Here is a 20,248-nt window from a genome sequence, read left to right as displayed (position 1 = left end):
TCGGCACCATTTTGCAGGGTCGTTCGCCGAGTTTTGAAACCCGAACCGGATCTGGGGAGGCTCCGCCCTAGCCCCACAGGTCCGCTGTCGGCGGGTGGATCAGGCTGCCGTCGAAGCGCAGGCCGGGCTCGCGATCCCGCGCCAGCAGCAGCGGTCCGTCGAGATCGACGTAGTCGGCGTGGTGGGCGAGGAGCATGGCGGGCGCCATGGCGAGTGAGGTGCCGACCATGCAGCCGATCATCAGCGAGAGCCCCCGCGCCTTGGCCTCATGCGCCAGCATCACCGCCTCGGTGAGGCCGCCGGCCTTGTCGAGCTTGATGTTGATGGCGTCGTAGCGGTCGGCGAGCGCGTCGAGGCCGGCCCGGTCGTGCAGGCTCTCGTCGGCGCAGATCGGGATCGGCCGCGCGATCGTCGCCAGAAGCGCGTCATCGCCGGCCGGGAGCGGCTGCTCGATCAGGCCGACGCCCGCCGCCACGCAGGCGGCGAGGTTCGCCTCGATGGTCTCCGCCCGCCACGCCTCGTTGGCATCGACGATGAGGCGGGACTCCGGCGCGCCGCGACGGACGGCGGCGATCCGCTCGGGGTCGCCCTCGCCGCCGAGCTTGACCTTGAGCAGGGGCCGATGCGCCGCGCCGCGCGCCGCCTCTTCCATGCTCTCGGGCGTGCCGAGGCTCAGCGTGTAGGCGGTGGTGGCGACCTGCGGCCGGCTCAGGCCCGCGATCTCCCAGGCAGAACGGCCGAGCTGCTTGGCTTCCAGATCGAGCAGGGCACAGTCGACGGCGTTGCGTGCGGCCCCCGCCTTCATCAGCGTCAGCAGGTCGGTCCGGGTGGCACCGGCGGCGATGGCCTCGGCCTGTTCGGCGATCAGGGCGCAGACGCTCTCGGGGGATTCGCCGTAACGCGGATAGGGGACGCATTCGCCCCTTCCCAGAAGCCCGGCCGCATCGTCGGCGATGGTGGCGAGCACCACCACAGCCTCCGTGCGGCTGCCCCGCGCGATGGTGAAGGCCCCGGCGATCGGGAAGCACTCCACCGCGACGGTGAGGCGGCGGGTCATGCGGCGCTCCCGGCGGGGAACTCCGCCAGGAGGCGGTCGATGATCCCGTCGACGCCGAAGCGGACAGGATCGGTGGCCGGCAACCCGTGCTCTTTGGTGAGGTCCTGGAGCAGGGTCCGGGCCTCGTCCTGTTCGAGCTTCTGGGTGTTCACCGCGATCCCCACCGGGCAGATGCCCGGATTGGTGAGGCTCCCGAGCTGGATCGTCAGGTCGATGACCTGCTGGATCGACGGCAGCGGATGCTTCACGCCGCGCATGGCGGTGCGGCTGGGCTCGTGACAGACGACGAAGGCATCGGCCTGGGCGCCGTGCAGCAGGCCGAGGCTCACGCCCGCGAAGGACGGGTGATAGAGCGAGCCCTGGCCCTCGATCAGGTCCCAATGGTCAGGATCGGCCGCCGGCGAGATCCACTCCACGGCACCGGAGATGAAATCCGCCACCACCGCGTCGATGGCGACCCCGCGACCGGAGATGAACACGCCGGTCTGGCCGGTGGCGCGGAAATCCGCGTCGAGACCGCGCTCGCGCATCCCGCGCTCCAGAGCGAGGACGGTGTATTTCTTCCCCACCGAGCAATCGGTGCCGACGCTGAGGAGGCGGCGACCGGACCGCCTGGTGCCCTTGCCGGTATCGAAGGTCTCCGTGGTGTGGCGGACGTCGTGGAGCTGGCGACCGTTCCTCTCCGCCGCCTCGGCGATCTCGGGCAGCGAGCCGAGGCGCACATGCAGGCCGCTGGCGATGTCGAGGCCGGCATCGAGGGCCGCGACGACCTCGGAGACCCAGTGAGGCGGCAGTACGCCGCCGGCATTGGCGACGCCGATGACCATCGTCCTGCAGCCCTTGGCGGCGGCCTCCTCTAAGGTCAGGTCGGGAATGCCGAGATCGGCGGCGCATCCCGGCAGACGAAGCTGTCCGACACACCATTCCGGCCGCCAATCGGCGATGCCGTAGGCCGTCTTGGCCGCCAGGGTGTCGGGCACGTCGCCCAGAAACATCAGGTAGGGCGTTTCGATCTGCATCTCGCATTCACCCGTGGGAGAGAGGTGTCGGGGCCGGTCCATGCCGTCTATGCGCGAAGGAGCCGCCGCTGCCAAATGCACGATCATGGCCAGCCCGCCCGAACGCCGCTGACGGGATCGGGACTTGCGGTCGGCGCCGTTGTCGGGTGTGGTCCGCGCCAAGAATGATCGAGGGAGAGTATCGCCATGAAGATGTACGGCAATTGGCGCTCGGCCGCCGCTTTCCGTGTGCGGATCGCCCTCAACCTCAAGGGCATCGCCTGCGAGGAGATTTTCCTCGACCTCGATGCCGGCGACCAGCACAAGCCCGATTACCTCGCGATCAATCCCCAGGCGGCGGTGCCGGCCCTGTTCGACGGTGACGGCCCTCCCCTGACCCAGTCGCTGGCCATCCTCGACTATCTCGAGGACCTTCATCCCGAGCCCGCTCTGCTGCCGAGCGAACCGAAGGCACGGGCGCGCGCCCGCTCGCTGGCGCAGGTGGTGGCGTGCGATACCCATCCGCTCTACGTGCCGCGGGTGCGGACCTACCTGATGTCGGCCTACGACATCCCGAAGGACCAGATGATGGGCTTCGTGCGGCATTGGTTCGAGACCGGCCTCAAGACCCTGGAGACCCGTCTCGCGAACGAGCCCGGCACCGGCCGCTACGCGCAAGGGGACGCGATCAGCCATGCGGATCTGTGTCTCGTGAGTCTCTGGGTCGGCACCGCCATCTTCGGCGTCGAGACCGCGCCCTATCCCACGGTGAAGCGGATCGCCGAGGATTGCCTGTCGCAGGAGGCCTTCGCCAAGGCGCATCCCCTGCGCCAGCCGGGTGCGCCCGCCTAAGCGGGTTCAGCAAAAGCGGTCGCCGGTCTTGCGATCTGAAACCTGCTACACTTCAAGGGCCTGAGCGAGGCGAAGCGTTGGCTTGCCGATGCGAACCGGTCAGGGTGGCCAGCCCGAGATTAATGGCCGATCTGCGCAGCTTGCGCTGCCGCGCGCCGAGAATTTGCCTATATTGCCCATGCGGACAAGAGGCCGGACGGCCTGCCGCTCAACGCTGAAGACGAGGGACGCATGGTACCGGGCGAAAGCGTGGACAACCTTCACCGCATCGTGGTCGTCGGTGGAGGCGCGGCGGGGCTCCAGCTCGCGACCAAGCTCGGCGACAAGTTGGGCAAGAAGGGCAAGGCCCACGTCACCCTCGTGGACAAGGCCCGCACCCATATCTGGAAGCCGCTGCTGCACGAGGTGGCCGCCGGCAGCCTCGACGTGGGCCATCATGCGGTGGATTACCTCCACCACGCCCACAACCATCATTTCCGCTATCGCATCGGCTCGATGACCGGGCTCGACCGCACCGCGCGGACGATCCAGCTCGCCGCGAGCCACGATGCCGAGGGCCGCGAGGTCACGCCCGTGCGCTCCATTCCCTACGACACGCTCGTCCTGGCGGTGGGGTCGACCACCAACGATTTCGGCACGCCGGGCGTGAAGGAGAATGCGATCGCCCTCGACACGCCGGACCAGGCGGTGCGGTTCCACCAGCGCCTCGTCAACGGCATGCTGCGCGCCCATACCCAGGTCGGACCGGTACGACCGGGCCAGCTCCACGTGACGGTGATCGGGGCCGGCGCCACCGGCACTGAACTCGCTGCCGAGCTCCATCGCACCACCCGCGACGTGGCCTCCACCGGCCTCGACAGGATCGACCCGGCCAAGGACCTGAAGATCACCCTCGTCGAGGCGGCAAGCCGCATCCTGCCGGCCGTTCCCGCGCGGCTCTCGGCCGAGGTGATGGCCCTGCTGAACAAGATCGGGGTCGACGTCCGGGTCGAGGCGCGGGTCACGGAAGTGCGTCCCGACGGCGTCCAGCTCGCCGATGGCGGGTTCATCCCCTCCGAACTCGTGGTCTGGGCGGCCGGGGTGAAGGCGCCGCCGTTCCTCCAGGACATCGGCGGCCTCGAGACGACGCGCAACAACCAGCTCGTGGTGACGCCGACGCTTCAGACCACGCGCGACCCCGACATCTTCGCCATGGGCGATTGCGCCTATCTGGTCGAGCAGGGTTCGGATACCCCGATCCCGCCGCGCGCCCAGGCGGCGCACCAGCAGGCGAGCCACCTCGTCAAGCAGATCCCGATCAAGATGGCGGGCGAGCCCCTGAAGCCGTTCAAGTATCGCGATTTCGGCTCGCTGGTCTCCCTCGGCGAGTACTCCGCGGTCGGCAACCTGATGGGGTTCATCCAGGGGAAGAACATGTTCATCGCCGGGCTGTTCGCGCGGATGATGTATCGCTCGCTCTACAAGATGCACGAGCAGGCCCTGCACGGCACCATCAAGACCGGCCTCGACACCATGGCCCGCGCGCTCACCCGGCGGACCGAGCCGCGGGTCAAGCTTCACTGAGGCGAGCCGGATGTCGCCGGGGGCCGTACGTCGCCCCCGGCAGAACCGTTACGAGAAGCGACCATGATCGACATCATCAAGGGCCTGCAGCAGCGCAATCCCGCCCTCGGCCCCTACGTCCTCGTGCTGCGGTCCGATTCCCGCGCGCGCGATCCCTCCGATCCGGCACGGCTCTGCGCCGAGGCGGACGCCTGGATCGCCGAAAAGGCTCCCGGTGCGCGCCTGTCCGAGGAGACCGTGCTGATCGCACCCTATCCGGGGGCGATGCCGGCGGAGCGACAGGTCTCGGTGATGGCCTTCAAGGATGCGATGCAGCTCGCCGCCTTCGCAACGGCCTGGACGGCAGAGCCCGAGCCCGAAGACGATTAGGGCGGCCGGAACGGTCAGGCGGCCTGCAGGGTCCTGATCGTTCCGAGCGTGCCGTCGCGGACGTGCGTGAGACGCCGGATCAGGGGCACGAGATCGCCGTCGTTGCGGCAGGCCACCTCGATCTCGCGACACAGATCCGACAGGCCGACGAAGCCGAGGAGCCCCGCGGCCGACACCATGACATGAGCGCCATAGGCCAGTTCCGACCGGTCCATCGCGGTCAGGTCGACCGTTTTCGAGGATTGCCCGAACCGGTCGACGAGTTCGTCGGCGAGCATCGACAGAAGCGCTCTCGCCCGCTCCTGCCCGACCATGTCCTGCAGCGAATCGAAGACCGCGTGATCGAGGATCGTCGAATCCTCCGCTGGAAGCGGGGTATCGGCGGCCATCGAACGGGGGGTCCAGCGAGCGATGGTGGCATAGAGCGCGTCGCGCTTGAACGGCTTGCCGACGTGGTCGTCCATGCCCGCCGCGGTCAGTTGCGCCAGTTGCTCGGGCAGGACGTTGGCGGTCATCGCGACGATCGGAATCGTACGGGCGGGGGCAGGCAGGGCCCGGATCAGGCGCGTCGCGGCAATCCCGTCCATGCCGGGCATCTGCACATCCATCAGGACCAGATCGTAGGCATGCGGACCACCGGCGGTGGCTCGGATCGCGGCGACGGCTTCGGCGCCGTCGCCGACCACATCGACGCTGTGTCCGGCGAGTTCGAGGACCGCACGGGCGAGCGTCTGGTTCACCGGCACGTCTTCCGCGACGAGGATCCGCGCCGGCCTCGGCCCGGCGTCATCCATGACGGACGCTGCCGCCGATGGGCGGGGCTCGGCCCGTACATGACCCGCCTTCGTCTCGGCACACGGCAGCGTGAGCATGAACCAGAAGGTCGATCCCTCGCCGGGGCTGCTCGTGACCCCGATCGTCCCGCCCATCATCGAGACGAGGCGCCGGCAGATCGCGAGGCCCAGGCCGGTGCCGCCGAAACGGCGGCTGATGGAGGAATCGACCTGGCTGAAGCGCTGGAACAGGCGCTCCTGCTGATCCGCCGAGATCCCGATCCCGGTATCCACCACCTCGAAGCGCAGCACGGAGCCGGCCGCGTCCTCGCCGCACAGGGTGACGTTGAGGCTGACCGACCCGGCCGGAGTGAACTTGACCGCGTTGTTGAGGAGGTTGAGTAGAACCTGCCTGAGCCGATTTGCGTCGCCCGTCGCGAAAGCGGGCAGCGCGGGGTCGAGCCGCGACAGGATCGTCACCGGACTCTTGAGGGCGCTGCCGCGAACAATATCCACGGTGTTCTCGATCAGGTCGCGCAGGGGGAAGGACAGGAGTTCGAGGGTGAACTGGCCGGCCTCAATCTTCGAGAAGTCGAGGACGTCGTTGACGACGGTGAGAAGTGCGGTGCCCGATCCCTGGATGAGTTCGAGGCGGCGCCTGTCCTCCGGTGTCCGGCTCGGCTCCTCCAGCAGCAGGTCGGCATAGCCGAGGATGCTGTTGAGCGGCGTGCGGATCTCATGGCTCATGGCCGCGAGGAAATCGCTCTTGGCCGCGCTCGCACGCTCGGCCTCGGCCGTCGCCGCCCGCAGCGCGGCCTCCACCGCCTTCCGTTCGGTAATGTCGAAATGCAGGCCGACCATGCGATAGGGGACGCTGGCGGCGTCGTAGAGCACGCGTCCGCGGGTGGATATCCAACGTTCCTCGGAATCCACGAGGATGCGGTATTCGGCGGCGTAGTTGGTTCGGCTCTGGATCGCGCGCAGCGCCTCTCCCCGGACGGCCTCGATATCGTCGCGATGAACGACGCGGGCCCAATCCTGCACCGGCATGGCACGCGCGCTCTCGCCGGTGAGGCCGAACAGGCCGACCGCCTTCGGACCGAGCGTGATGACGTCCGTCCAGAGGTCGAGGTCCCAGGTGCCCGCATCGGCGGCCTTCTGCGCAATGCGCAGCAGGTCCGTGGTCTCTTCCAGCCGCTGACGGGCGGTGATGATGTCATCGATGTCGAGGGCGGTGCCGAGCCATTCTCCGGCATCCGCCGCCCGGTCGTCATGGGCCGGGATCGGGATCATCACGATCTTGTGCCAGCGATAGACGCCGTCGTGGCGGCGCAGACGTCCCTCGACCGTAAAGGTACGACCGTTGTTATGGGCATCTCGCCAAGCGAATTCCATGCGCTGGGCGTCCTCGGGATGGTTGCGCATCGTGCGCTCGACGCGCTCGGGACCGATATCGCCATAGAAGGCGGTGAAGGCCGGGTTCACGTAGGTCGCGATGCCTCCCGGAGGACGGGTCGTCCAGACCAGGACGGGCAAGGCTTCCGACAGGGTCCGGTAGCGGTCTTCGCTCCGCTTCAGTTCGAGCTCCGCCGCACGGCGCTCGGTGATGTCGCGGGTGATCTCGGCATAGCCGATGACGATTCCGGCCTCGTCGCGAATGGCGTCGATCGCGACGCTCGCGAAGAACTCGGAACCGTCGCGGCGAACCCGCCAGCACTCGAACTTCAGGCGCCCTTCGAACGCCGCCGTGGCGAGGGCGATGCGGGGAGCGTGGGCATCGAGGCCGGCGCGCGTATAGAACCGCGAGACATGGCGGCCGATGGCCTCGCTCGCGCTGTAGCCCGTGATGCGCTCGGCTCCGCTGTTCCAGTTGGAGACGTGACCGGTCCGGTCGAGGGTGACGAAGGCGCAATCGCTGACCGCGTCGACCAGACGACGGAACTGGCTGGTCCGTTCCAGCAGGGCGGCATCGGACTGGCGGGCATCCGTCATGTCCACGACCGTACCGAACAGAGTGACCGCTTCGCCCTCGGCATCGAGTTCGCAGATGCCGCGGACGACGATGATGCGGGCCTGCCCGTCGGAGCGCATCATCCTCGCCTCGAAGGCGAAATCACCCTTGCGCGTCAGCGCGTCCGCGATGCTGCGGCGGACGGCGTCGCGATCGTCGGGGTGATACAGGGCGATCGCTCCGTCGAGGGTCGGCGAGGGGCCCGCCGGGTCGAGCCCCGCGATCATGTAGATCCCGGCCGACCAGACGGTCTGACCATCGGCGAGCCCGACGCGCCAATGACCGACCCCGGCGACTTCCTCGGCCATGGCGAGCAGATGATGCGCGCTCGCCAGGGCGGCCTGGCGCTGCTGCAGGACGTCCCGCTGGTTAGCGATCATCGCCTCGTGAATCGCCCGCTCCTCGGCCTCGCGAACCAGTCGGACATGGGCATCGGCGAGACGCAGATGGGCGGTGACCGTGGCGGCGAGGTCCTTCAGGGCGGCGGCGTCCTCCGCGCTGAAGGAGCGCGGCTTCGCGGAAATCAGGCAGAACGAGCCGACGCGGTGACCCGATTCGAGGCAGAGCGGGGCACCGGCATAGAACACGACCGGGTCCGCAGCGGTGACCAGGGGATTTGCGGCAAAGCGAGGATCGAGACGCGCGTCCGGAACCACGAGGATGTCGCCGCCGGCGATGGTGTGGTGACAGAAGGATTGCTGGCGGGGCATCTCCTTTCCGGCGAGGTCGCATTCCGACTTGATCCACTGCCGCTCCGAATCGATAAAGGCGACATAGGCCTTCTCCACGCCGAAGAGACGCTTGGCCGTGCGCGACACCGCCTCGAAATGCTCTTCGGGCGGCGTATCGAGAATGCCGAGATCGTGAAGCGCGGCGACGCGCTCGGCCTCAAGGGACGGCATGGTCAAGGATCGGGCCTCGTTGAAGGGCGGTGGCAGCCTTACGCGGTATCGGTATCGACCGGCAGGATAACATCCGCTTTATCGGACCGGCTTTTGCCGGTTCGTTCAACCTCGGGCCGACCCTCCGGGCATGATCCCTCGGCAGGTGAGGCTTCCCGAACACTGCGAACGTGCCAAACCCGCCCTCGATCAACCTGCCCTCAACGATCCGCCTTCAAAACGATCCGCCTTCAATCGGTCTGCAACCGGTGTGCCATCCAGCGGATGCGCGCCGCCTCCAGCCCCCAGACCATGCCGAGCATCATGTAGACGTGCCGCCACTTCTCGATGTCGATCTGAACCGCCTGGAAGAAGAACATCAGCAATGCGGGAAAGACGATCTGGGCATGACGCTGGAATGGCGAGGCATGGAACATCAGCCGGAAGCCGACGAAGGCCGTCGCTAGAACGAGGCAGATGAAGGTGATGCCACCGATCCAGCCGCCATTGGCGAAACTGCCGATGTAGGAATTGTGCGGCTCCAAACCGAAGGTCCGCCGCCAGCGCAAAGGCCCCATCCCCATGGGCTCCTCGATCAGCTGCCCGAGGCCGCGAAGCTGGTTCCCGAAGCGTCCGGTCTCGCCCTCGTCGTAGTCCTGAGTCACCGAGGCTCGCTGGGAGAAGGTCTCGCCGATGGTTCCGATGGAGAGCACGCCGCCGATGGCGACGGCGCCTCCGAGCCCTGCCAGGAGGCTTAAGGACACGATGCGGCGGCGCAAGGTCCGAGACGTGCTCGTCCTGTAGATCGCCGACACCATGACGACGATGGCCATCATCGAGCCGCCCCACGAACCGCGTGAGAACGACAGCAGAATTCCGACGAGCAGGAACAGCAAAGCGAGGAAGGCGAACAAAGGCCGGCGCGACGTTCCGAGGAGGAGACCGTGCAGGAGATACAGGACGCCGAGGGTCAGGAACGATCCGAAGACATTGGGGTCCTGAAAGCTTCCCGCCGCACGGCCCCACCGTGCGAACAGTTCGTCCGAGCCGGTCAGCCCGGCATAGCCGACGATCCCGAGGGAGGCGCTGAAGAGGCAGCTCGCGAGATAGGCCTTGAGGGCAAGCTCGACCCGCTCCCGCGAATGGTCGGCATAGAGCATCGAGAAGAAGATCGCGGTGATGGCGAGATAGGCGAGCTGAATCGTCCAGGCCACCGGGTCCGGCTCGCCGAGATACGGCATGAGAGCGACGACGATGGTGCCGATATAGAAGACGAGCAGAACTGCCAGAGGGAGGGCGCCTCGATAAAGCCGGATGCCGAGGCAGAGCCAGAGCAGGATCGTCGGGATCGCGATGATGTCGTAGGGCGATGCGGCGCTGAAGGCGAAACAGGCAAAGAAGATGAATGCCGCATGCAGCAGGCTCGCGAAACCGCGAAGCACACCAATGGCTTGAACGTTCGACCAGGCCCCAGCGCGCCAACGCGATCCAGGACCTTCGGTGATGGAATTCATGCGCTCTGCGCCAATCCCCGGAGGAAGGCGATCGACGGACCGCCTCAGCCATCAACAAAGCGCGGTATTGATTGAGATTTCGCGAAGTCCTAAACGCGGATTTGTCTCAGGTCAGGCCGCGCACGAGTGCCCGGAACTGGTCGCCGCGATCCTCGAAGCTCTTGAACTGATCGTAGGAGGCGCAGGCCGGGGAGAGCAGCACCACGGGCTCCGGCGCATCCGACAGAGCCGCGGCCTTCGCGGCCTCGTGCGTCGCGACGTCGAGGGTGCCGCAGCGGGTATGGGCGACCTTGCCTGCGAGGGTCTGCGCGAAGGCGTCGCTCGCCGCGCCGATCAGGTAGGCATGGGCGACCCGGCCGAAGAGCGGCTCCAGCATCTCGATCCCGCCCTCCTTCGGCTTGCCGCCGAGGATCCAGTGGACGTCGTGGAAGGCGGTGAGCGCCTTCTCGGTGGAATCGGCGTTGGTCGCCTTGGAATCGTTGACGAACAGGACGCGGCCGCGCCGACCGACTTCTTCCATCCGGTGCGGCAGGCCGGGGAACGTCCTCAGTCCGGCATCGCTCTGCGCTTCGGTGACGTCGAGGGCTTGAGCCACGGCGATGGCGATGGCGGCGTTCTGCCAGTTATGCGCGCCTCGCAGCGAGCCGATACCGAAAACATCGGCGATGGCCTCCCCGGACCGTCCCCTGACGGTCGCATCGCGGACGGTGAGCCCGTCCGCATCCTGCGTGGCGACACCGACGCGCACGAGGGGACCCATATGCCGGGCGGCGATGGTACGGCTCGGCTCGTCATCGACCCCGATCACGGCGAGAGCCGAACCCTGGATCAGCCGCTCCTTGATCGCCGCGTAGTTCTCCATCGTGCCGTGCCGGTCGAGATGGTCCGGCGTGATGTTGAGGAGCACGCCGATGCTCGGCGCCAGCGACGGCGTCAGGTCGATCTGGAACGACGACAGCTCGATCACGTGGACGCGGTCCGCTGATGGCGGCTCCAGCGACAGGATCGCGGTACCGATATTGCCGCCCATCTGCACGTCGCGGCCAGCCTGCGCGAGGATATGGGCGATCAGCGCCGTGGTGGTGGACTTGCCGTTGGTGCCGGTGATGGCGACGAAAGGGGCCTCGGGGGCGGTCTTCGCCCGCTCGCGGCAGAACAGCTCGACGTCGCCGATGATCTCGATTCCCGCCGCCTTGGCGAGGTCTACGGTCCAGTGCGGCGCAGGATGAGTGAGCGGCACGCCGGGTGCCAGGATCAGAGCGGAGAAGCCGGACCAGTCGGCGCCGCGCAGGTCCGCGGTGGCGATGCCCCTTTCCTGCGCCCGCGCCATGCTGGCGGGGTTGTCGTCGCAGGCGATCACCTGGGCGCCGCCTGCCTGGAGCGAGAGCGAAGTGGCGAGGCCGGAGCCGCCGAGGCCGAACAGGGCGACCTTGCGGCCGGCAAAGGTGGTGGCAGGGGTCATGCGAATCTCGAGCTCATCGGGCGCTGATCGTCCATCCTTCCCTCCACCTCATCCCGAGGCGCCCGCTTCAGCGGGCCTCGAAGGAGGAATTCAGCCATCGCAGCGAAGACTGGCAGGCTGCTTCGAGGCCTCCGCTACGCTGCGGCGCCTCGGGATGAGGTGGGTCGGTCGGAAGGACGAACGGCGCGGCACGTCCTCATACCACGCTCAGCGCAGCTTCAAGGTGGCGAGGCCGGCGAGCGCCAGGATCACGGCGATGATCCAGAACCGGATCACGACCTGCGGCTCCTTCCAGCCCTTCTGCTCGAAATGGTGATGGATCGGCGCCATGCGGAAGACGCGCTTGCCCGTGAGCTTGAACGAGGCGACCTGGATGATCACCGACATGATCTCCAGGACGAACAGGCCGCCGACGATGGCGAGGACGATCTCGTGCTTGGTGGCGACCGCCACGGTGCCGAGCAGTCCGCCGAGCGCCAGGGAGCCGGTATCGCCCATGAAGATCTGGGCCGGGGGCGCGTTGAACCACAGGAAGCCGAGGCCCGCCCCGATCACCGCGCCGCAAACGACGGCGAGTTCGCCGGTGTCGCGGACGTAGTTCACCTGGAGGTAGCCGGCGGTGAAGACGTTGCCGACGAGGTAGGCGATGACGCCGAAGGTGCCGCAGGCGATCATCACCGGCACGATGGCGAGGCCGTCGAGCCCGTCTGTGATGTTCACGGCATTGCCGGCGCCGACGATGACGAAACCGGCGAACAGCACGTAGAACCACCCGAGATTCAGGAGCGCGTCCTTGAACACCGGGAAGGCGAGCTGGTTCTGCAGGGAAGAAGGCGAGAAATACGAGATCGCGTAGCAGGCCGTGATCGCGATCAGCGCCTCGAGGCCGAGGCGGAACTTGCCCGAGAAACCCTTGTGCGACTGCTTCGTCACCTTGAGGTAATCGTCGTAGAACCCGATGGCGCCGAAGCCCAGGGTCACCATCAGGGTGATCCAGACATAGTGGTTGCGGGGATTCGCCCAGAGCAGGATCGCCACGATGGCGCCGGCCAGGATCATCAGCCCGCCCATGGTCGGCGTTCCGCGCTTGGTCAGGTGGGTCTGCGGGCCGTCATCGCGGATCGGCTGGCCCTTGCCTTGACGCAGGCGCAGCAGCGAGATGATCAGCGGCCCGAACCAGAACACGAACAGGCCCGCCGTGAACAGCGCGCCGCCGGTGCGGAAGGTGATGTAGCGAAAGACGTTGAGGGGCGAGAGCGTGCCACTCAGGTCCGACAGGAGATACAGCATCCAGCACCCGGTCGCGGTTTGTCTGACGATGGATCATCGGGGCTGGAGGAGGCCGCGCGCCTTTCCATCCCCGCCGCGCCGCCCGGCTTGCGGGCGATCCCGGCCTGGACCGGGACTGACACGGAGGTCTATTGGCGGATCGCGGCCTGCGCCGACTCGGCGCGGTCCACGGCGCCCGCGTAGCGGGCTTTGAGGGCTTCGACAATCCGACCCATGCGGATGCTGTTCGAGCCCTTGACCATGATGGCGTCGCCGGGCCGCAGGGCGCCGAGCAGCGGATCGACGAGATCCGTCGAGATGCCCGCCGAGACGCCGCGCCGACTCATCGGCAGCGCCTCGAACAGATGGCGCATCATCGGACCCGCCGTGAAGACGAGATCGACCCTGGCGTCCTCCACCGCGGAAGCGAGGGCGCGATGGTGCTCTTCCGCCGCCGCTCCGAGTTCGAGCATGTCGCCGAGGACGGCGATGCGGCGCCCGCGGCTTCCGGTCTCGATACCGGACAGGGTCGCCAGGGCCGCGCGCACGGAGGCCGGATTGGCGTTGTAGCTCTCGTCGACCAGGAAGGCCTCTCCATCCGTGAGCTTCAGCGCCGTGCGCTCTCCGCGTCCCACCGGCGGCTTCAGCGCGGCGAGCGACAGGGCGGCGCGGGCAAGGTCGGCGCCGAGCGCGTGGACCACCGCCATCACGCCGAGCGAATTCATCGCCGTGTGCCGGCCCGGCGTACCGAGCTGGTAGGTGACGGGGATGCCCATCACCACCGCATCCACCACCGAGAGATCGGGCCGCATGACGATGCGCAGCGCCCTGACATCGGCCTCCGGATGCTCGCCGAATGTGACGACCCGGCCGGCCTTCGAGGCCTGGGCATGGGCGAGCAGGCGTGCATAGCTCGAATTGTCACGGTTGATGATCGCCGTTCCGCCGGCGCTCAACCCCGAAAAGATTTCGCCCTTGGCGTCCGCGATGGCCGACAGCGAGGCGAAATGCTCGATATGGACCGGCTCCACCGTGGTTATGAGCGCGATGTCGGGACGGACCATTGCGGTCAGCGGCACGATCTCGCGGGGGTGGTTCATGCCGATCTCGAACACGCCGTAGCGGCTCGTCGCGGGCATCCGCGCCAGGGTGAGCGGCACGCCCCAATGGTTGTTGTAGGAGGCGATGGAGGCGTGGGTCTCGCCCTGTGCCGACAGGACGTGACGCAGGGCCTCCTTGGTGCCGGTCTTGCCGACCGAGCCGGTCACCGCGACGATGCCGGCCTTCGTCCGCCGGCGGGAGGCTGTACCGAGCGCCCGCATCGCGTCGAGGACCGGGTCGTCGGTGCCGCCCGATACGGCGAGCAACCCCCCTGCCCCGGCGAATTCCTCCGCCCGGTCGGTCGCGACCACGGCCGCGCCGGCACCTCTGGCCAACGCATCGCGGACGAAATCATGGCCGTCCCGCGCATCGCCCCGAATGGCGAAGAACAGGTCGCCGGGCTGGAGCGTGCGCGTGTCGATGGAGGCGCCGGTGATCGGCTTCGGGTTGCCCTGCAGGGAGCCGCCGGTGGCGGCTTCGAGGGCCTCTCGGGTCCAGAGGGGGATCATCGGTCGAACTCATGCAGGGAGCGGAGGCGCGCTTCTCTCTCGGTCGATCTCACGCGCCCACCTCCGCGATCGCAGACCGGACCACCTCGTGATCCGAGAACGGGAGTACCTGTGCGCCCACGATCTGGCCGGTTTCATGACCCTTGCCGGCCACCACCAGCACGTCGCCGGGCGCGAGCCCGCGCACGGCATGGCGGATCGCCTCGGCCCGGTCGCCGATCTCGATGGCACCGGGGGCGGCGGCGAGGATGGCGGCGCGGATCGTCGCCGGGTCCTCGCTGCGCGGGTTGTCGTCGGTGACGATGACCACGTCCGCCTTGTCGGCGGCGATGGCGCCCATGAGCGGGCGCTTGCCGGTGTCGCGGTCGCCGCCGCAGCCGAACACGCAGACGAGGCGGCCCGTCGCGAAGGGGCGCAGCGCGTCGAGCACGCTCGCCAGCGCCTCCGGCTTGTGGGCGTAGTCCACGAGGCACAGGGCGCCGTTGACCTCGCCGATCCGCTCCATGCGGCCGGGCACGCCGGTGAGATGTTCGAGGGCGGCGAGAATCTCCGCCATACGATGAAGACCGATGGCGGCACCGACGAGGCCGGCGGCGAGCAACGCGTTCTCGACCTGGAAGGCGCCCACGAGAGGGACGTTCACGCGGTGGGTGGCACCACCTTCTCCGGCATGGATCGTCAGGGACTGCGAAAAGCCTTCGGTGCGGGCATCGACGAGCCGGACCATGTCGCCCTTGGCTCCGGTCGTCATGACGATATGGCCGGCCTCGCGCGCGGCCTCGATCACCCGCCCGGCATACGGTCCGTCGGCATTTACGATGGCAGGACGCCCTTCCGGAAGAAGCGTCGTGAACAGGCGCAGCTTGGCCTCGAGATACTCCTCAATGGTCGCGTGATAATCGAGGTGATCGCGGCCGAGATTGGTGAAGCCGGCCACAGTGAGCCTCACGCCGTCGAGACGGCGCTGCTCGATGCCGTGAGACGAGGCTTCCATGGCGAGATGGGTGATACCGTCATCGGCGAGCCGGGCCAGGGTCTCGTGCAGCGAGACCGGATCGGGTGTCGTCAGGGAGCCGTATTCGGCGCCGCGGTCGGTGACGATGCCGACGGTGCCGAGGCTCGCCGAGGCGAGGCCGAGCCGCGACAGGATCTGGCGGACGAAATCGGCCACCGAACTCTTGCCGCTGGTACCGGTCACCGCGATCACCGTCGCAGGCTGGCGGCCGGAGAAACGCGCGGCGGCCAGCGCCAAGGCACGGCGCACGTCGTCGGTCGCGATCCAGAGTGCTTCGGCCGGGAGGTCTTCGGGACGATGTCCCGCGCCGACGATGGCGACGGCACCATCCGAGATAGCCTTCGCGGCGAAGACCTTGCCGTCCACCCGGGTGCCGGGCACCGCGACGAAGACGCCGCCGGGAACGACCCGGCGGCTGTCGGCGGTGATGCCCGCGATTGTTCTACCGGACGCCGTTCCGAGATCGGCTTCCGGAAAAAGCTCTCCGAGCGTCGAGCCGGACACGCTCATCGTCCGTCGAGCATCGTCGCGTGATACGCGCCGAGCTTCACCATCAGCGGGAACGGCTTCACCGGCGGGTCGAATTGGGGCGGCAGGCCGATGATCGGGGCGACGCGCTCGATCACCCGGCCGGTGACGACGCCGGAATTCCAGGCGGCGGTGGCGTAGCCGCCGGATTCCGGCAGGCCCTGCGGCTCGTCCATGATGGTGACGAACAGGTATTTCGGGTTGTTCATGGGCGCGGCGGCCATGAAGGTCGTGAACAGGCGGTTCTTCACGTAGCGGCCGTGGATCACCTTCTCGGCCGTGCCGGTCTTTCCGCCGACATAGTAGAGCGGGATCGAGGCCTTCTTGGCCGAGCCTTCCACCGCGTTGAGGCGCATGATGAAGCGCATCGCCTCGCTCGTCTCAGGCTTGAGGACGCGGGTCGCCTTCTTCAGCGCCTCCTCCTCCGTCGTCTTGAGGAAGGTCGGCACGATGAGGTTGCCGCCATTGGTGATGGCGCCCACCGCCGCCGCGGCCTGGAGCGGCGCGACCGCGAGGCCGTGACCGAAGGCGATGGTAATGGTGTTGATCTCGGTCCAGCGCGAGGGGACGATGGGCTCGGCGCTCTCGGGAAGCTCCGTCCGCATCCGGTCGGTGAGGCCCATCTTCTTCAGGAAGGCCTTGTGGCCGGGCACGCCGATGCCGAGGGCCATCTTGGCCGAACCGATGTTGGAGGAGTGGGTGAACACCTCCGGCATGGTGATGGTGCGGTTGGTGCCGTGATATTCGTGGATCTTCTGCCGGCCCCAGGTCAGCACGCCGCCGCGGGTGTCGAAGGTGGAATTGACGTTGTACTTGCCGGAATCTAGCGCCATGGCGAGGGTCATTGCCTTGAAGGTCGAGCCCATCTCGTAGACGCCGACATTCATGCGGTTGATGCGGTCGGGGTTGTTCGCCTCGGCCGGATTGTTGGGGTCGAAATCCGGCAGGGAGGCGAGCGCGATCACCTCGCCGGTGGTCACGTCGAGGATCATGCCGGCCGCGGCCTTGGCCTTGAAGTGATCGACGCCCCAGGCGAGCTCGTCGCGCAGCGCGAACTGCGCCCGCAGGTCGATGGAGAGCTGGACCGGCCTCAGATCGGTGGCCTTGGCGACGAAGCCGAGGCTGTTGAGGTCCTTCAGGCCAGTATTGTCGATGTACTTCTCGATACCGGCGATGCCGATATTGTCGAGGTTGGTCACCCCGAGGATATGGGCCGCCGCGGTTCCGTTGGGATAGACGCGCTTGTGGTCCGGCAGGAATCCGATGCCGGGAATGCCGAGCCGATGCACCTCGACCTGCTGCTTCGGGGTGATCTCGCGCTTGACCCAGACGAAGCCCTTCTTCGTCGAGAGCTTGGCGCGAAGGTCCGTGGCGTTGAGCTCGGGCAGGACGGCGGTGAGGAGCTCCACCGCCTCGTCCTTGTCGTAGATGTTCTTCGGCTCGGCGAAGACCGAGACCGTGCGGATGTCGGTGGCGAGGATCTCGCCGTTGCGGTCGACGATGTCGGGCCGGATCGCGGTGGTCGCGGCAGCGGCGACGCGGTTGTCGCCGTTGTCGACCTGGGGGAAGGCCGCCATCGCCACGAGGCGTCCGGCGATGGTCAGAAAGACCAGCGCGAAGCCGAGGCCGACGAGACCGACGCGGGCATAGGAGCGCTCGATGGCGAGGTGGAACATCGCCCGCACCAGGCCCATCGCCGTGCGCCGCTCACGCGGAGGCGCGGCGACAGCCTCGGGAGCCGCTTCCTCCGGGGCTGCGTCCTGCACTTCGGACGCACCCGAATCCTGCGTATCGAGGGGGGTGTGATCGTGAACGGTCTCGTCTGACACGGGACTACCTCGAAACCGTATTCGGCGTTCTGGTGGTTTGAACGGTGGTCGTCTTGATGGTCGGCGCGGTCGTGGTGGTCTTGGTCGTCACCGTCGGCTTGGTCGTCGTCGTGCGTGTGGTGATCGAACCGGTCGTCTTGGGCTCGTCGGCGGTCTTCGCCGACGACTTTTCCTTGGGCGTCGCGGTGGCGGCCAGGAGGCGGCCGATCTCGTCGCCGCGGTCGGGCCTGGCCGGCAGGTCGGCGAGGCGGCCGAGATGATTCACGCCGATGGGTTCGAGGGCGAGATGCCGCTCCACCGCCGCCTGCAGGCGGTCGGGCCGGGTCAGGAGCTGCCACTCGGCCCGCAGGACTGCGATGGCCTGCCGCTCCTTGTGGAGCTGGCTCTTGGCCTTCGAGACCTGGCCGGCCTGATACAGCGTGTCGTACTTGATCGAGTAGGCGTAGATCGCCGATCCGATCAGGCCGAGGATGGCGACGACGTTCAGCAAACGGATCACCGCCGCACTCCACCGCTCTTCGAGACGAGATGACCGCGCTGGGCCGGAAGTGCGGCGAGCGCTTCGATGGCGGCGAGGGGCGGCGCGACGGGCGCCGTGGTGCGCTCGGCGGCCCTGAGCTTGGCCGAGCGCGAGCGCGGATTGGCGTGGACTTCGGAATCGGAGGCGGTCACCGGCCCCTTGGTCACCATGGCGAAGCTGCGCGGCGTCGGTGCCTCGGCGCTCGGCAGGTGACGGGAGGCCTGGGCCGCCCGGCCGCTTCGCGCGGAGAAGAACTGCTTGACGATGCGGTCTTCCAGCGAATGGAAGGTGACCACCGCGAGGCGCCCGCCCGGCCGCAGGATGCGCTCTGCGGCGTGCAGCGCCTGGACGAGTTCGCCGAGCTCGTCGTTCACGGCGATGCGCAGGCCCTGGAAGGTCCGCGTCGCCGGATGGATGCCGCTGGCGGGGTCGGCCCAGACCACGCTCGACACGATCTCGGCGAGCGCCGCCGTGGTCTCGATCCGACCCTTGCGCCGGGCCTCGATGATGGCGCGCGCCACCGCCCGCGAGCGGCGCTCCTCGCCGTAATGGAAGATGATGTCGGCCAGCGTCGCCTCTTCGGCGCCGTTGACGAGATCGGCCGCACTCTGGCCGGCGCGCTCCATGCGCATGTCGAGGGGGCCGTCGTTGCGGAACGAGAAGCCGCGGTCGGCCTGGTCGATCTGCATCGAGGAGACGCCGATATCGAGGACGACGGCATCGGCCGATTCGGCGCCCTGGTCGCGGACGAGCGTATCGAGGTTGCCGAAGCGACCCGGCACCAGGGTCAGGCGCCCATCGGACGCAGCAACGAGGCCCGCGCCGCTCGCGATGGCGTTCGGATCGCGGTCGATCGCCAGGACGTTCACGCCCGGATCGGCCTGCAGCATGGCACGTGTGTAGCCGCCCGCACCGAAAGTGCCGTCGACGGCGAGCGACGCACCGTTCAGCGACAGCGCCTCCATCGTTTCCGCGAGCAGCACGGGGATGTGGAGCGCTGCCTCGACAGGGGCGCAGGCGACGTCGTCACCGGGGTTCGTCATGCCGCGATCCGATCGACGATCACGAACGCCGGGAGGCGAAGCGGAACGAATCGGGGACGCCGATCGGCGACGGGAAAATGGATGTGGCGCATGCGTCCCTGCGGCGGGCGTCGACCGCGCGAAGGCGGCCGTGAGAGACGAAGCGGCGGGGGAAAAAGAGACGTCGCGGACGCGGCCCGCTCTCGGCCTCCGGCGATCGCACTGCGCGTCCGCCATTCCCAAAATCGCCGCTGACGAAGTGATTCCGGGTAACATGAGCCTCTGAGCACCGTCAACGCGCAGACCCGCTTGGGAGCCGCCGGGACCGATCAGACCTCAGCAAGGTTAACCGACGGTAAGTTTCATCGGTTTTTTTAAGCGTCTTCGGTGCTCGAAGGTCGCCTGCCGCAGGCTTTCCCGGCAGCGGACAGGATGCGGATCAGCCGGCCTTTAAGCCGGGTTCTGTAGGGCCCGGAAGCGAGCTTCCGGACGTGGCGGCCATTCCTCTGGGACGATCGTTACCGAACGCCTCGAGCAACCAACCCGGGCGACGAGCCTGGAGAGAGGGCCTGCCCCTCCCCTTCCGGGAAGGCGCGTGTCGCCCCTATTCGGTTTTGCTCCCGGTGGGGTTTGCCGTGCCGTCCGCGTTGCCGCGTCCGCGGTGCGCTCTTACCGCACCCTTTCACCCTTACCCTGCGTGAAGCAGGGCGGTCTGCTCTCTGTGGCACTGTCCCTGGGGTCGCCCCCGCCGGACGTTATCCGGCACCGTCTCTCCATGGAGCCCGGACTTTCCTCCCCGGTTCGCACCGGAGCGGCCGCCCGGCCGACTGATCCGGCGCGGATGTGCGCCGCCATTCCGTCCGAGGTCAAGCAGCGCGATGCCCATCTTCGCACCATGCCGGGATTTTGTTCGCCGGCTTGCTCGCCCGCCGGAGCGGCCCTAGCTCCCCTGTACGGCGCAAGCCCGCCGGCAGG

General features: G+C 67.9%; 14 protein-coding genes and 1 other RNA gene. 3 read left to right on the top strand and 12 right to left on the bottom strand.

Annotated elements, in window-relative coordinates:
* Window positions 1-67: 67 nt before the first annotated feature.
* Window positions 68-1,057: an N-acetyl-D-Glu racemase DgcA gene (gene dgcA, locus ACFQ4G_RS08910; protein ID WP_238207591.1), complete on the bottom strand. Its 990-nt coding sequence runs from the start codon at window positions 1,055-1,057 to the stop codon at window positions 68-70.
* On the bottom strand, window positions 1,054-2,076 hold the full coding sequence (gene dgcN / locus ACFQ4G_RS08905) for an N-acetyltransferase DgcN (protein ID WP_238207590.1): 1,023 nt from the start codon (window positions 2,074-2,076) through the stop codon (window positions 1,054-1,056). Before dgcN ends, dgcA begins: the two co-directional genes overlap by 4 nt.
* 186 nt (window positions 2,077-2,262) lie before the next feature.
* On the opposite strand from dgcN, the gene maiA reads away from it, so the two are divergent.
* The 3 genes from maiA (at window position 2,263) to ACFQ4G_RS08890 (ending at window position 4,839) form a co-directional block, all read left to right on the top strand.
* A complete protein-coding gene (maiA, locus tag ACFQ4G_RS08900) occupies window positions 2,263-2,907 on the top strand; it encodes a maleylacetoacetate isomerase (protein ID WP_238207589.1) in 645 nt (214 codons plus the stop codon).
* A gap of 231 nt (window positions 2,908-3,138) precedes the next feature.
* Entirely contained in the window at window positions 3,139-4,470 is a 1,332-nt protein-coding gene (locus ACFQ4G_RS08895; protein WP_238207588.1) for an NAD(P)/FAD-dependent oxidoreductase, read from the top strand.
* Window positions 4,471-4,533: 63 nt separating this feature from the next.
* Window positions 4,534-4,839 (top strand): hypothetical protein, encoded by a 306-nt coding sequence (locus ACFQ4G_RS08890; protein WP_238207587.1) that lies wholly within the window; start codon window positions 4,534-4,536, stop codon window positions 4,837-4,839.
* A 14-nt stretch (window positions 4,840-4,853) separates the two neighbouring features.
* On the opposite strand, the gene ACFQ4G_RS08885 is transcribed toward ACFQ4G_RS08890, so the two are convergent.
* From ACFQ4G_RS08885 to rnpB, 10 genes are all read right to left on the bottom strand, one after another.
* A complete protein-coding gene (locus tag ACFQ4G_RS08885) occupies window positions 4,854-8,525 on the bottom strand; it encodes a PAS domain S-box protein (RefSeq protein ID WP_238207586.1) in 3,672 nt (1,223 codons plus the stop codon).
* Between the two features lie 230 nt (window positions 8,526-8,755).
* The gene (locus tag ACFQ4G_RS08880; protein ID WP_238207585.1) at window positions 8,756-10,018 is read right to left on the bottom strand and encodes an O-antigen ligase family protein; all 1,263 of its coding nucleotides are present in this window, start codon (window positions 10,016-10,018) and stop codon (window positions 8,756-8,758) included.
* Window positions 10,019-10,124: 106 nt separating this feature from the next.
* A complete protein-coding gene (gene murD, locus ACFQ4G_RS08875) occupies window positions 10,125-11,480 on the bottom strand; it encodes a UDP-N-acetylmuramoyl-L-alanine--D-glutamate ligase (protein ID WP_238207584.1) in 1,356 nt (451 codons plus the stop codon).
* Between the two features lie 207 nt (window positions 11,481-11,687).
* Window positions 11,688-12,770 carry a phospho-N-acetylmuramoyl-pentapeptide-transferase gene (mraY, locus tag ACFQ4G_RS08870; RefSeq protein ID WP_238207583.1) on the bottom strand — a complete coding sequence of 361 codons (1,083 nt, stop codon included), beginning with the start codon at window positions 12,768-12,770 and terminating at the stop codon, window positions 11,688-11,690.
* Between the two features lie 128 nt (window positions 12,771-12,898).
* On the bottom strand, window positions 12,899-14,359 hold the full coding sequence (locus tag ACFQ4G_RS08865) for a UDP-N-acetylmuramoylalanyl-D-glutamyl-2,6-diaminopimelate--D-alanyl-D-alanine ligase (RefSeq protein WP_238207581.1): 1,461 nt from the start codon (window positions 14,357-14,359) through the stop codon (window positions 12,899-12,901).
* A gap of 49 nt (window positions 14,360-14,408) precedes the next feature.
* Window positions 14,409-15,884, bottom strand: a complete 1,476-nt coding sequence (locus tag ACFQ4G_RS08860) for a UDP-N-acetylmuramoyl-L-alanyl-D-glutamate--2,6-diaminopimelate ligase (RefSeq protein WP_238207580.1) — start codon at window positions 15,882-15,884, stop codon at window positions 14,409-14,411.
* Window positions 15,881-17,731: a peptidoglycan D,D-transpeptidase FtsI family protein gene (locus ACFQ4G_RS08855; protein WP_238207579.1), complete on the bottom strand. Its 1,851-nt coding sequence runs from the start codon at window positions 17,729-17,731 to the stop codon at window positions 15,881-15,883. Before ACFQ4G_RS08855 ends, ACFQ4G_RS08860 begins: the two co-directional genes overlap by 4 nt.
* Before the next feature lie 4 nt (window positions 17,732-17,735).
* The gene (ftsL, locus tag ACFQ4G_RS08850) at window positions 17,736-18,230 is read right to left on the bottom strand and encodes a cell division protein FtsL (RefSeq protein ID WP_238207578.1); all 495 of its coding nucleotides are present in this window, start codon (window positions 18,228-18,230) and stop codon (window positions 17,736-17,738) included.
* Complete coding sequence (gene rsmH, locus ACFQ4G_RS08845) at window positions 18,227-19,294, bottom strand: 16S rRNA (cytosine(1402)-N(4))-methyltransferase RsmH (RefSeq protein ID WP_238207577.1); 1,068 nt, start codon at window positions 19,292-19,294, stop codon at window positions 18,227-18,229. The genes ftsL and rsmH overlap by 4 nt, the downstream gene beginning before the upstream one ends.
* A 414-nt stretch (window positions 19,295-19,708) precedes the next feature.
* Window positions 19,709-20,104: RNase P RNA component class A (gene rnpB / locus ACFQ4G_RS08840), an RNA gene on the bottom strand.
* Window positions 20,105-20,248 lie beyond the last annotated feature (144 nt).

Origin of the sequence: Methylobacterium marchantiae (assembly GCF_042679825.1) — a bacterium.
GTDB lineage: Bacteria > Pseudomonadota > Alphaproteobacteria > Rhizobiales > Beijerinckiaceae > Methylobacterium > Methylobacterium marchantiae.
This window is presented reverse-complemented; position numbering and strand designations above follow the sequence as displayed.

What these genes read in the sequence shown, in the direction of transcription:
- dgcA (WP_238207591.1), bottom strand. Translation starts at nt 1,057, where the DNA reads ATGACCCGCCGCCTCACCGTCGCGGTGGAGTGCTTCCCGATCGCCGGG.
- ACFQ4G_RS08890 (WP_238207587.1), top strand. Translation starts at nt 4,534, where the DNA reads ATGATCGACATCATCAAGGGCCTGCAGCAGCGCAATCCCGCCCTCGGC.
- murD (WP_238207584.1), bottom strand. Translation starts at nt 11,480, where the DNA reads ATGACCCCTGCCACCACCTTTGCCGGCCGCAAGGTCGCCCTGTTCGGC.
- ACFQ4G_RS08885 (WP_238207586.1), bottom strand. Translation starts at nt 8,525, where the DNA reads ATGCCGTCCCTTGAGGCCGAGCGCGTCGCCGCGCTTCACGATCTCGGC.
- mraY (WP_238207583.1), bottom strand. Translation starts at nt 12,770, where the DNA reads ATGCTGTATCTCCTGTCGGACCTGAGTGGCACGCTCTCGCCCCTCAAC.
- ACFQ4G_RS08865 (WP_238207581.1), bottom strand. Translation starts at nt 14,359, where the DNA reads ATGATCCCCCTCTGGACCCGAGAGGCCCTCGAAGCCGCCACCGGCGGC.
- maiA (WP_238207589.1), top strand. Translation starts at nt 2,263, where the DNA reads ATGAAGATGTACGGCAATTGGCGCTCGGCCGCCGCTTTCCGTGTGCGG.
- ACFQ4G_RS08860 (WP_238207580.1), bottom strand. Translation starts at nt 15,884, where the DNA reads ATGAGCGTGTCCGGCTCGACGCTCGGAGAGCTTTTTCCGGAAGCCGAT.
- ACFQ4G_RS08880 (WP_238207585.1), bottom strand. Translation starts at nt 10,018, where the DNA reads ATGAATTCCATCACCGAAGGTCCTGGATCGCGTTGGCGCGCTGGGGCC.
- dgcN (WP_238207590.1), bottom strand. Translation starts at nt 2,076, where the DNA reads ATGCAGATCGAAACGCCCTACCTGATGTTTCTGGGCGACGTGCCCGAC.
- ACFQ4G_RS08895 (WP_238207588.1), top strand. Translation starts at nt 3,139, where the DNA reads ATGGTACCGGGCGAAAGCGTGGACAACCTTCACCGCATCGTGGTCGTC.
- rsmH (WP_238207577.1), bottom strand. Translation starts at nt 19,294, where the DNA reads ATGACGAACCCCGGTGACGACGTCGCCTGCGCCCCTGTCGAGGCAGCG.